The organism is Neobacillus cucumis (genome assembly GCF_016908975.1).
Classification (GTDB): domain Bacteria; phylum Bacillota; class Bacilli; order Bacillales; family Cytobacillaceae; genus Neobacillus; species Neobacillus cucumis.
This window is the reverse complement of the sequence record NZ_JAFBEX010000020.1, coordinates 40,772-53,307: the sequence shown is the minus strand read 5'-3', so window position 1 is coordinate 53,307 and position 12,536 is coordinate 40,772. Positions and strand designations below refer to the sequence as shown.

The 12,536-nt window shown below is 38.5% G+C and carries 10 protein-coding genes; all 10 read right to left on the bottom strand.

The genetic code is table 11. From position 1 onward, the window contains the following. Position 1: 1 nt before the first annotated feature. The 10 genes from yfmH to JOC76_RS22355 all read right to left on the bottom strand — a co-directional run bounded on the left by yfmH (position 2) and on the right by JOC76_RS22355 (position 12,184). Positions 2-1,294 carry an EF-P 5-aminopentanol modification-associated protein YfmH gene (gene yfmH, locus JOC76_RS22400; RefSeq protein ID WP_205180999.1) on the bottom strand — a complete coding sequence of 431 codons (1,293 nt, stop codon included), beginning with the start codon at positions 1,292-1,294 and terminating at the stop codon, positions 2-4. After that, complete coding sequence (yfmF, locus tag JOC76_RS22395) at positions 1,294-2,574, bottom strand: EF-P 5-aminopentanol modification-associated protein YfmF (RefSeq protein ID WP_205180998.1); 1,281 nt, start codon at positions 2,572-2,574, stop codon at positions 1,294-1,296. The genes yfmH and yfmF overlap by 1 nt, the downstream gene beginning before the upstream one ends. A 195-nt stretch (positions 2,575-2,769) precedes the next feature. Beyond that, on the bottom strand, positions 2,770-3,729 hold the full coding sequence (locus JOC76_RS22390; protein ID WP_205180997.1) for an ABC transporter permease: 960 nt from the start codon (positions 3,727-3,729) through the stop codon (positions 2,770-2,772). 1 nt (position 3,730) lies between these two features. Beyond that, positions 3,731-4,777, bottom strand: coding sequence for an ABC transporter permease (locus JOC76_RS22385; RefSeq protein WP_205180996.1), 1,047 nt, complete (start codon positions 4,775-4,777; stop codon positions 3,731-3,733). Then, positions 4,770-6,305, bottom strand: coding sequence for an ABC transporter ATP-binding protein (locus tag JOC76_RS22380; RefSeq protein WP_205180995.1), 1,536 nt, complete (start codon positions 6,303-6,305; stop codon positions 4,770-4,772). The genes JOC76_RS22385 and JOC76_RS22380 overlap by 8 nt, the downstream gene beginning before the upstream one ends. 200 nt (positions 6,306-6,505) lie before the next feature. After that, positions 6,506-7,576: a BMP family lipoprotein gene (locus tag JOC76_RS22375; RefSeq protein ID WP_205180994.1), complete on the bottom strand. Its 1,071-nt coding sequence runs from the start codon at positions 7,574-7,576 to the stop codon at positions 6,506-6,508. A gap of 94 nt (positions 7,577-7,670) precedes the next feature. After that, positions 7,671-8,396 (bottom strand): GntR family transcriptional regulator, encoded by a 726-nt coding sequence (locus JOC76_RS22370; RefSeq protein WP_205180993.1) that lies wholly within the window; start codon positions 8,394-8,396, stop codon positions 7,671-7,673. Positions 8,397-8,706: 310 nt separating this feature from the next. Continuing rightward, entirely contained in the window at positions 8,707-11,064 is a 2,358-nt protein-coding gene (locus JOC76_RS22365) for a DNA translocase FtsK (RefSeq protein ID WP_205180992.1), read from the bottom strand. 131 nt (positions 11,065-11,195) lie between these two features. After that, positions 11,196-11,435, bottom strand: coding sequence for a YlzJ-like family protein (locus tag JOC76_RS22360; protein ID WP_205180991.1), 240 nt, complete (start codon positions 11,433-11,435; stop codon positions 11,196-11,198). Further along, on the bottom strand, positions 11,432-12,184 hold the full coding sequence (locus JOC76_RS22355) for a ClpP family protease (protein ID WP_205180990.1): 753 nt from the start codon (positions 12,182-12,184) through the stop codon (positions 11,432-11,434). Before JOC76_RS22355 ends, JOC76_RS22360 begins: the two co-directional genes overlap by 4 nt. Positions 12,185-12,536 lie beyond the last annotated feature (352 nt).

Here is a 12,536-nt window from a genome sequence, read left to right as displayed (position 1 = left end):
CCTACTTTTGTTTTGGGATCACTTGGCATACCGAGAAACGTTCCTCTGATATGACTTCAGATGCTAACGACTGAACATCCTGAAGGGTAATTTTTTCGAGTGTTGGCACGACATCGAATAAATTCATATCATTAAACGCATAGCGAGTAAATTGATTGGCGATATATTCAGGTGAATTGACCGCCCGCAAAAAGGCACCAATTTTCTTTCTTTTTGCCCTTTCGAGTTGTTCTTCGTTAAACACACTGGCTTTCTTTGCATCCAGAAGCATTTGCTGCAGCCGGTCAGCAAGTTGATCCGGTTCGCCTGTGTCACCGCCAACCATTGCAAAACCAAATCCTTGTTCCTGTGTATAGTCATAGGAGAAGGTTTCGTCTACAAGCCCTTCATCATATAACTTATTATAGTTTTTAGAACTCTTGCCAAACAATAAATCAAGCAGCACGTTCATGGTCAGCTCATTTTTCAAAAGCACATCGCCCGACTGATCAACATGAAGGGCCTTAATTCCTAAAAGTGTTTTAGAAGTTTGCACATTCATTTGAAGAACTTGTTTCTTTTCGGCAGCCTGCGGCGGCTCTTCTTCAAATTTCCGTTTAATTTCCGGCATATCTTTATAATCTTTTTTCGCCTGGTTATCTCTTACCTGCGTCATAATTTTTTCCGGGTCTACAGGACCTACAATAAATAAAAGCATGTTGCTTGGGTGGTAGAATGTGTTGTAACATTCATAAAGCCAATCTTTATCAATTTCAGCAATTGACTCAATCGTCCCTGCAATATCAATTTTCACTGGATGGTTTTGATATAAATTTTGAATTAAGCCAAAGTACAAACGCCAATCTGGATTATCATCGTACATGGTAATTTCCTGACCAATAATTCCTTTTTCCTTTTCCACTGTTTTTTCAGAAAAATAAGGGCTTTGGACAAAATCAATCAATGTTTCTAAATTCTTTTCAACATCAGCGGTACTTGAAAATAAGTAGGCTGTACGTGTAAAAGATGTAAAGGCGTTAGCTGACGCCCCTTGACGGCTAAACTGCTGGAATACATCGCCATCTTCTTTTTCAAACAGCTTATGCTCTAAAAAGTGGGCAATCCCATCTGGTACCTTAACATAGTCATCTTTCCCTAGTGGCACAAAGGTATTATCAACGGATCCATATTTGGTTGTAAAAGTGGCATATGTTTTATTAAAGCCTTTCTTTGGCAGAATATACACATTCAAGCCATTAGACATTTTTTCATGAAAAAGTTCTTCTTGAAGCTGGTCAAAAGAAATTTTCTCCATTATTTGCCCGCCTCCGTTCCCGTTAAGAAATAAATCGTATCAAGTTGTATTTTATTGGCTACTGCTATTATTTCTTCTTTTGTGACGTTATTCATTTCAGACATCCAGGTTTCAAGAGAAATATTTGTACATGCCACGACATTATGATAAAGGATTTCTGTTAAACCACGAGCAGTGTCAACCGTTTCTAAAATTTGATTTTGGATAACAGCCTTGGTTTGCTCCAATTCTTGATCCGTAAAATCGCCTTTTTTCATTGCATCCATTTGTTCGTGAATAATCCCTACTGCTTGATCATAGTTCTTTAAATCAATCCCAGACATAACCATCATCAATCCCTTATGGCTCTCGAGACGGCTTGCAGCATAGTAGGCTAAACTCGCCTTTTCACGAACATTAATAAATAATTTAGAATGTGAAAAACCGCCGAAAATTCCATTGAAAACTTGAAGGGCAAAATAATCAGGATCTCCATATACAATATTGGTCCGGTACCCGATATTTAATTTTCCTTGTTTAACATCTTGTTGCTCTTTTACCTCATTCACTTCAGTTCGATTAGCTATTTTTTCTGTTTCCACTTTTTTCGGGGGGCGATTTTCAAAGTTTAGTAACTGACCAGCCAGTTGTTTTACTTCCTCTTCTTTCACATCACCAATGACATAAAGATCTAGTTCATCTTCCGAAAAGGCTTTCTGAAAATATTCATATAAATTTTCCGGTGTTATTTCATCCACAGCATCTGCTTCGCCATTCACCTGAAGGGCATATGGTTCGTCTTTACACATTTCTTCTAAAAGGCGGACATTGGAATAGCGCATTTTATCATCATAGACAGATTGAATCCTTGATTTAAGAACTCGCTTTTCTTTCTCCACAGTATCTTTATCAAAAGCGTTTCCTGAACCATTCGGATGAGTTAAAATTTCTGATAACAACTCAAATCCTTTTTTCAAAAGTGGGGTAGGATCACTTAAGAATTTTTCATTGGCGATTTCTAAAGACACACTCATCACATGGTATTCACCCTTTTTGGACAAATCAACATAAAGAGTGGCGCCATATAATTCATCTAAATAGGAGCGTAAGGCCGTTGTTGAGGGATATTTTGCTGAGCTGCTCTGCAAAACATGCGGGAGCAGTGCCCTTTTGGTTACATCCTCTTTTGTTAATGGTGCTTTCATTCTCCAGACAAATGTATTCGTCTTATACTTTTCTGTTTCAATCACATGAAGCTTATATCCCTGCAATTCTGATATTTTTTCTGCAGTTGAGTTCATTTGTAATCCTCCTTTTCCATAAAGGGCTTACTTTAAGAATATGTAAACATTTTTCTTTATATCTTTTCCTTTTGTAAAAAACCTATACTTCTTACTATAATTTACCAGACTAGTACTTCACAAGAGATTACTTCTGATTACTAAAAAAAAGAACTCTCATGATACGAGAGCTCTTTTACAATTATTTCTTTTTCATTATCTGCTTCCTTTAATATAATGTGTTCCACTTGCTTTTGGAGCGTCAGCACGGCCGATGAATCCTGTTAAAGCAAGAATGGTTAATACATAAGGAGCAATTAACAAATATACATTTGGAATTTCTTTTAAGAACGGTAAATCTGAACCAATTATACTAATACTTTGTGCAAAACCAAAGAAAATAGCTGCCCCTAGTGCACCAAGTGGATGCCATTTACCAAAGATCATCGCCGCAATAGCCATAAATCCTTGACCGCTAATGGTCGAATGGCTGAAATTGGAAGTAATTGATTGAGCATAAACGGCACCGCCAATACCACCAAGAGCGCCAGATATAATCACTCCGATGTAGCGCATTTTGGTAACATTAATCCCCATTGTATCCGCAGCCATCGGATGCTCTCCAACAGAACGAAGACGAAGTCCAAATGGTGTTTTATAAATGATAAACCAAACAATGATAGCTACTATGATCGCTAAAAACGAGGTCCAATAAGTATTTTGGAAAAATATTTCTCCAATTATTGGAATATCCTTTAAGATTGGGATATCGATCTTGTTAAAGCCTTTACTAATAATCCCTGTTTCGCCCTTATCGTAAATTAACTTAACAAGGAACAAAGTTAGCCCTGATGCTAATAAGTTAATTGCTACACCAGATACTGTATGGTCAGCACGGAACGTAATCGCAGCAACAGCATGAAGTATGGAGAAAATAGCTCCAGCTACCATTGCCACAATAATGGAAATCCAAGGAGTTAAACTACCGAAGGTATCCACAAACGTAAGATTAAACACAATGGCCGAAAAGGCGCCAATGACCATTAAACCTTCAAGTCCAATATTAACGACCCCAGATCGTTCAGAGAAAATACCACCTAATGCAGTGAAGATAAGTGGAGCAGCCCATAACAATGTTGATGGAACAACGATTATTAAAATTTCCATTAAGCTCAACTTACTTCACCTCCTTCTTGCTTAATCGGTCAAGAATCATTCTTATCATGTAACTAGAAGCTACGAAAAATACAATTAATGCAATAATAATATCTACAAGTTCGTTTGGTACTCCTGCTTCAAGCGGCATATTTAATGCCCCTACTTTTAAAGCTGCGAATAATAGTGCCGAGAAAAACACACCTAAAGACGTATTTCCGCCTAACAAGGCGACGGCGATACCGTCAAATCCAACCCCTGTAAAACCGCCTTTAACTCCGTCATACCCGAATGTTCCTAGTCCATCCATGGAACCTGCTAAACCTGCAAAACCACCGGCAATGACCATAGATAGGATGATGTTTCGATTCACATTCATTCCTGCATAATGGGCAGCATGTTGGTTAAATCCTACAGCTCTTAATTCATAACCTTTAGTGGTCCTTTCAAGTAGAAACCACATAATAAAACAGCCAGCAATCGCGACGATAATCCCCCAGTGAAGACGAGAGTAATCTGTTATGCTCTGAAGCCATTCTGATCTTAATGTTGCAGAATCTTTAACCATGCCTGTTTTATCTTGATTTTTTGTAATGACATTCTGAATAATGTAATTACATACATGAAGTGCTACATAGTTCATCATGATGGAAACAATGACTTCATGGACCCGAAACCTTGCTTTTAAGAATCCAGGTATGAATGCCCAAAGTGCACCCGCAACCATTGCAGCTAAAATGGCTAGTGGCAAATGAATAAAGCGGGGAAGGTCAAATGAAACTCCAACCCAGACAGCAGCAAGCCATCCAACTAAATATTGGCCTTCAACCCCGATATTAAACAGACCTACTCGAAAAGCAAATGCCACAGCTAAACCAGCTAGGATATATGGAGTGAACTGTCTAATCACTTCCCCAAAGTAATAAGCCTCTCCAAAAGCCCCGTTCCATAGGGCTGAATAGGCAGCTATTGGATCGTACCCACTAGCAACCATAATGATGGTTCCGACAATTATGCCTAATAATACAGCAATAATGGGTGTTAGAATATTTCTGAACCTTTTAGACATGGGAATGTTCACCCGCTTCCTTTCTATTTGAACCAGCCATTAGCAAGCCTAACTCCTCTTCAGATGTTTCTTTCGGATTGACAACCGCTACAATTTTCCCTTCATAAATAACAGCTATTTTGTCACTGACATTGAGAATTTCATCTAACTCAAACGAAACAAGTAAAACTGCTTTACCATTATCTCGTTGCTCAATCAATCTCTTATGAATAAATTCAATGGCCCCAACATCTAAACCACGCGTTGGCTGTGCTGCAATTAATAAATCTGGGTTTCGATCCACTTCGCGACCTATAATCGCTTTTTGTTGATTTCCACCAGAAAGTGCACGTGCTAATGTATATTCACTCGGTGTACGAACATCAAATTCAGTAATTAATGATTTTGCTTTTTTATAAATTTCTTTAAAATTTAAAATCCCATTGCTAGAGAATGGCCTTTTATTATAAGTTTGTAAAACCATATTTTCACCAATCGGAAAGTTCAAGACTAGACCATGTTTATGTCGGTCCTGTGGAATATGCCCTACTCCTGATTCAGTAATTTTCCGAGGAGTTTGGTTCATCAGTTCCTTCCCATTTAACTTAATGCTGCCATTCTCTGCTTTACGCAGACCTGTTATCGCTTCAATAAGTTCTGATTGGCCATTACCGTCTACACCTGCGATGCCAACGATTTCACCGGCTTTCACAGTAAGATCCAAGCCGTTAACCACGGATACGCCCCTGGAATCTTTAACAGTCAAGTCATTGACTTCTAGAACATTATTTCTTGGAGTAGCTTCTTTTTTTTCAGTTTTAAACACAACTTCACGGCCTACCATTAAACTTGCCAGTTCATTTGGGTTTGTTTCACTGACATTAACGGTACCGATTCCTTTACCTTTACGAATAACCGTACAGCGGTCCGCTACTTCCATAATCTCTTTTAGCTTATGGGTGATTAATATAATTGATTTTCCTTCTTTAATAAGGGTTTTCATAATCTGCATAAGTTCTTTAATTTCCTGCGGTGTTAAGACGGCAGACGGCTCGTCAAAAATAACAATTTCCGCCCCACGATACAGGGTTTTTAATATTTCTACCCGTTGCTGCATACCAACGGATATGTCAGAAATCTTAGCTTGTGGGTCCACTGCCAATCCATAGCGCTCAGATATATCACGAACATCTCTTTCAGCTTTTTTTAAATCAATGCGTCCGCCGGATGTTATTTCTCTCCCAAGGATAATATTTTCCGTAACACTAAACGTATCCACTAACATAAAATGCTGATGGACCATACCGATTCCCAGATCATTCGCAATATTAGGATTGGTAATATTAACGGGGTTTCCTTTCACACGGATTTCACCTTGTTCAGGCTGATATAATCCGAAAAGAACATTCATTAAGGTGGATTTTCCAGCACCATTTTCTCCTAATAATGCATGAATTTCACCCTTTTTTAGTTGCAGTGTTATGTTATCATTCGCAACAAAGCCATTAAACTCTTTACGGATGTTAAGCATCTCGATTACATATTCCATCTTTCTCACTCCCAATGATTAGGATAAAAGGAAATTTCGACCTATAGTAGTAAGAGGTCATACCTTTCAGAGTTTTTAAAAAATAAGCGGTTTACCTAAATAAAATCCTAAATGAATAACAGAATCTAATTTTCTGTACTTCAGTTAAGATTTCATTAATAAGGAATAAGCGAGTTAGTCCCGCTTATTCCCATATAAAATTATTTTGCACTAAAAGTTTTTAATTCTTTACGTGTTCCAGGAACCTTTACGTCACCTTTTTTAATTTTTGCAACCCATTCTTTAACAGCTGTTTCAATAGCTGCTTTATTTGGTGCTTTACTATTAATTGGTGCTAAACCTACACCATCTTCTGCTAAACCATATAATGTAACTTTTCCGCCAGGGAAATTACCATTTTTCGCTTTTGTAGATAAGTCTTCCACTGCTACGTCAACACGTTTTAGTGCGGATGTAAGGACAACATCTGGACCCATATCAGATTGGTCACGGTCAACACCAATAGCCCAAATTTCTTGAGTAGGATTTTTGGACTTTCGGTCAGTAGCTTCCTTGAACAAACCATTTCCAGTTGCACCCGCTGCAGCAAAGATTACGTCTGCTCCAGATGTATACATTTTAGAAGCAATAGATTGTCCAAGTTCTGCTTTATCAAATGCACCAGCATATTGAATATCAACTGTAGCTTTCGGATTTGCAGCCTTAACACCTGCCACGAATCCTGATTCAAAACGCTCAATTACTGCTCCTTCAACACCACCGATAAATCCAATTTTGTTAGACTTGGTTGTCATCGCAGCAGCAACCCCTGCTAAGAAGGACGCTTCTTGTTCTTTAAATAGGATACTTGCAACGTTTGGTTGATCCACTTCTGAATCGACAATCGCAAAGTGTTTTTTACTTTGTTGTTTAGAAATTTCATTAACTGCATCCTGCATCAGATAGCCAATTCCAAATACAAGATCAAAATCTTGACGTGCAAGTGTATTTAAGTTAGTAGAGTAATCAGCATCTGATTTTGACTGTAAGTAGTCATATCCACCTTTACCCTTTTGCATATTATTGTCTTTACCAAATTTTTGAAGCCCTTCCCAAGCAGATTGGTTAAATGATTTGTCATCTACCCCACCGATATCCGTAACCATTCCTACAGAGAATGTATCTTTTTTACCACTATCTTTAGTCGTGTCATTACTTTTTCCACATGCACCTAAAAGTGTCCCGGCTGCTAGAACTAAAGATAAAGTCAAGCCAATTTTACGTTTCTTCAAGATATTAAACCCCCTAATATTTTCTTTTTTCTGATTAAGTAGAAATGTTTTGAAAAACTAAATTGTTTTCGTTTACATATATTAACAAAAAGAATTAAATCCTTTTTCTTAATACATGGAAACTAAATTTATCTGCTTTAAAATAGTTTACCGAAAACAGGACTGGTTCATCCATTTCATCGAAATGCATTTGTTTTAAAACTAATAATGCAGTTTCAGGATCACATTCTAATATGGGAGAAATTTTCTCATGATAACCCAAAGGCTCAATTTGTGTAATTGCGTATGTAATTTTGCGATTTGCCTCTTCTTCTAAAATTTGAAAAATCGATTCTTCCCCATGGGAAAATGTTTCCGGCAAAATTCGCTCCGGAACCTTGTCAATGCAATAGACGACCGGTTCTCCGTTTGCGGTTCTAACTCTTTCCATCACAAAAATTTCCTCATTATCAGCACATGTGAAACGACGAATATCCTCTTCGGTAGGTCCTTGAGTCGATGAACTCAGGAAAATGGTCCCTGGTTTCATCCCAGCTTGCTTAATCATATCCGTTACACTATTAAGTTGTTCAATACCTGAGGTAAACATAGGTCTTGAATTAACAAAGGTCCCCACACCGTGGCGCCTTATGATGACATTTTCCTCCTCAAGAATACGAAGTGCTTCCCTTAGAGTTGCTCTGCTTACACCCAGTTGTTTAGCAAGATCGAATTCTGATGGCAGTTTTTCTTTTTCTTTGTATACCCCATTTTCAATATCCTGCTTCAAGCGATCGATTACTTGTAAATATAAGTGCCGGTTATCTGACTTAATAGACATGCTGTTTCCTCCAGCCTTTTTCCTAAGACATCAGACATCTGATATCATTCCTACTAATCGGATTTATATTAACATTTTTTCTAGGATAAATAAATAGGATTATGGGATTTCGTCGAAAAAAGGGGTAAATAATCTAATATTAGAAATATCGCTTACATTTTTTTGAAAAATATCATGATTTTCGTCGAAAAATGTCGAGTTTAATCGAATATGACCAATCACCCTCTTAGTACTATAGTATCGATTTTTTGAAATATTAGTCTAACAAAAAAGAGCCAAACGGCCCTTTTTTACGTTTATATAAATAAGATTATGAACTCTGTTCTTCTTTTGGTTTTGCCTGCAAGACAGCACGTGGTTTACTTCCTTCATAGGGACCCACAATGCCGCGGGCCTCCATTTCATCAATCAAACGTGCTGCTCTTGTATAACCGATTCGGAATCGACGTTGGAGCATCGACACAGATGCTGTTTGCATATCAATAATTAAATCTACTGCCTCTTCATATAAATCGTCATCGACAGCACCTGTAACCTCTGGAATATCGTCCGGAATCATTTCTTCTTGGTATTGAGCCTTTTGCTGTGAAATAACAAATTCCACTGTCTCTTCTACCTCTTGGTCTGAAAGGAATGCACCTTGTACGCGAACTGGTTTCGAGGAACCGACTGGAAGGAATAACATGTCACCTCGTCCTAGAAGCTTTTCCGCACCACCCATATCTAGGATGGTCCTTGAATCAGTCGCACTGGAAACAGCAAACGCAATACGTGATGGAATATTGGCTTTTATAACTCCGGTAATTACATCAACCGATGGGCGCTGCGTGGCAATAATTAAATGAATTCCTGCCGCACGTGCCATTTGTGCTAATCGAGTGATTGAATCTTCAACATCTGATGAGGCAACCATCATTAAATCTGCTAATTCATCAACAATTACGACTATATATGGTAACAATGGCTGCTTATCATTTTCCTCAAGATTGTGTTTTCTTACATGGTCATTGTATCCTTCAATATTACGTGTACCTGTATGGGAAAACAGTTCATAACGCCTTTCCATTTCGCTTACGACTTTCTTTAATGCCTGAGAAGCTTTTTTGGCATCTGTTACGACTGGTGCTAGTAAATGAGGAATCCCATTATAAACATTCAATTCGACCATTTTAGGGTCAATCATCATTAATTTCACTTCATGTGGTTTTGCTCTCATTAAGAGACTTGTTATGATGCCATTAATACACACACTCTTACCACTTCCAGTTGCGCCGGCAACAAGTAAGTGTGGCATTTTATTTAATTCCGCAAGTACCGCTTCGCCAGTTATATCTCTGCCCAGACCAATTAGTAGTTTCGCATCTGGCTTATCATTTTGGGTCGCTTCTAGTACTTCCCGTAAAGAAACCATCGCGACCTCAGAATTAGGGACTTCAATCCCAATCGCAGATTTCCCGGGAATCGGAGCCTCAATTCGGATCCCTTTCGCTGCAAGTGCAAGAGCAATATCATCACTTAAGCTTACAATTTTGCTAACCTTCACCCCGACGTCGGGATGTACCTCATATTTTGTAACAGCTGGTCCTAAATGCACTTGGGTAACCCGAGCTTTAACTCCAAATGATAGGAAGGTCCTTTCAAGTTTGGCTGCATTAGCATGAATTAACTCATATTCACCACTTTGGTCTGTTTTCTTTGGTGCTTTTAATAATCGGAGTGGTGGTAACTCATAAGACACATTTTCCACTTCAGCTCCAGTAAATGAGATTGGAGGGTTATTGTCATCGTCTTGCTCTTCTGTTTTACTCTTTTGTTGTTTCCCCTTTGCTTGCACTGCTTCAGGTTGCTCCACTGGTGCCTCGTCAAGATAGGCTCGGTCTGCAAAACTAGAGATAATCGGCTCAGGAATAATGGTTTCTTCCTGGTCCCGAACCTGATTATTGATAACTGGTACAGGTTCTCTTCGTCGATTTTCTTTTTCCTTTTGTTTCTCTGCCTGCCGCTCATTACGACGTTCTGTTTGTTTCTGTTTCCATTCTGTCATATCTAATTTAAAGGCATCCCATTGACCTTTGATAAAATCAGAAATGGTTAAGATTATTTTCCCAATAAAATCACCAAAAGATTTACCTGTTAACAAGATAATACCAATAATAATAAGAATGAATGCAATGATCTTTGTTCCGGTCTCCGCAAAGAGATAATGGAATAAGGCAAATAAAATAGCCCCTAAGATTCCTCCTCCAAGATCAGTGGTACTTGTCTCCCCTTTAAGTTCCATCATAAATAACTCCCAAGTATTATTAATCACACTTGGGTCTTTAAATTTGCCATCATTTGTCAGCAAATGAAAAAGGGTCATATGACTTAAAAGTAGGATAGCTGAAATAATAAAATAGCTGCCAACTAACTTAGTATGAAATAAAAATGGCATACTGCGTTTCCACATTAAATAGATACTTAAGATAACTAATCCTAAGAGCCCCAGCATATACCATTCGCCCATCCAGAAACGGAAGAAAAGAACGGTTGCTTTACCGACAGCCCCTAGCTTAGCCATCGCAATAATCGCTAAGGCTAATATGGCTAGCGCGGATAGTTCATATTGAACGGTCCGTTTTAAATGATTGTCTCTCTTTTTAGGTTGTCTTCTCTTTTTTTTGGCCATTTAATCACCTGTTATATGTTATGATTTTCCAATTTATTCCTATGTCCTAGGGGTGAAAGATAAATATGTATAAAGAAAGCAGCCTAATTTTGGGCTGCTTTTTCCTTCAAAAATTATTATACCATATTCTACTAGTACAATGCCGATAATCCTCCAAGGTTTGCATAAGAAATTTTTGCTCCTGGGCATAGCTGTTCATTTAAATAATGCTGGGGGTCACTGCTTAATACCCGAACGACTTGTACATGATCCGTGTCTATTTGTTCTACTAGCAGCGAGACTCCCTGATAGCTAATCATCCTTTGTTTGCTCTCTTCTGCCGCTTCGGCGGGAAAGATAAGTTCATGGGGCATCATGGTATAAAGAATCATTGGATCAGCCCCTCATTTTTCCCCTTTTGCATCTCAATCATATCATTTAATTTCTTCATAGCAGGTCCAAGCCCGCCAACTTCATCAATTAATCCACATTTAACCGCATCGACGCCAATCACATTTGTGCCAATGTCCCTGGTTAAATTGCCTTTAGCAAACATTAAGTCTTTAAATGTTTCTTCTGTAATCTTCGAATGCTTCGTCACGAAGTTTACAACCCGTTCCTGCATTTTATCCAAATATTCAAATGTTGCAGGAACACCAATGACTAAGCCGGTTAAGCGGATGGGATGGATGGTCATTGTCGCCGTTTCAGCAATATAAGAATAATCACAGGAAACAGCAATCGGAACCCCGATTGAATGTCCTCCACCTAAAACAATCGAAACTGTTGGTTTAGATAAAGAGGCGATCATTTCAGATATTGCCAACCCGGCTTCTACATCTCCGCCAACTGTATTTAGAATAATCAGGACTCCTTCGATTTTTGGGTTTTGTTCAATTGCCACCAACTGTGGAAGTAAGTGTTCATACTTAGTTGTTTTATTTTGAGGTGGCAATGCCATATGTCCTTCAATTTGGCCAATTATGGTTAAGCAGTGAATACTAGAATCGGCTGAAAGCTGAGGAACATTGGTTTGACCCAGCTGTTGAATTTTTTCGATTAGTGGAGAAGCCTTTTCTTCTTTTTGAGGCTCTTGCCCTTGTTGTTTATCGGCATCATTATTCTGGTAATCGTTAGTCATTCTGCTACTCCCTTCAAGCATGATATGAATTAGTATTTACTCGAGAAACAATTTCATGCTCTTAATATAAAAAGGCACTGGTTTTTAGCCAGTGCCTTACTTAATAGAATTAGCAAGTATGAATTTCAACTTCGAGAAATGTCCAGCTCCAGGCGCCATCGGCTCGAGGTCACAAGCTTATCCAGTTGCGGCTCCTTGGGACTCAAGGCATAAGCCACCCCCTGAAGAAGGCAAAAAACGCCTTCTTACATGGTGCGTCTTATGCCTCCGTCCCAAAACAGTCGCCTCCACATTTAGATCAATCCGGCCAAAAGGTTAAAAAACAACCTTTTGGCCGGCTCGACTTACTTGT

Coding starts and splice junctions, on each gene's coding strand:
- yfmH (WP_205180999.1), bottom strand. CDS start 1,294: ATGGAGAAAATTTCTTTTGACCAGCTTCAAGAAGAACTTTTTCATGAA.
- yfmF (WP_205180998.1), bottom strand. CDS start 2,574: ATGAACTCAACTGCAGAAAAAATATCAGAATTGCAGGGATATAAGCTT.
- JOC76_RS22385 (WP_205180996.1), bottom strand. CDS start 4,777: ATGTCTAAAAGGTTCAGAAATATTCTAACACCCATTATTGCTGTATTA.
- JOC76_RS22380 (WP_205180995.1), bottom strand. CDS start 6,305: ATGGAATATGTAATCGAGATGCTTAACATCCGTAAAGAGTTTAATGGC.
- JOC76_RS22370 (WP_205180993.1), bottom strand. CDS start 8,396: ATGTCTATTAAGTCAGATAACCGGCACTTATATTTACAAGTAATCGAT.
- JOC76_RS22365 (WP_205180992.1), bottom strand. CDS start 11,064: ATGGCCAAAAAAAAGAGAAGACAACCTAAAAAGAGAGACAATCATTTA.
- JOC76_RS22360 (WP_205180991.1), bottom strand. CDS start 11,435: ATGATTCTTTATACCATGATGCCCCATGAACTTATCTTTCCCGCCGAA.
- JOC76_RS22355 (WP_205180990.1), bottom strand. CDS start 12,184: ATGACTAACGATTACCAGAATAATGATGCCGATAAACAACAAGGGCAA.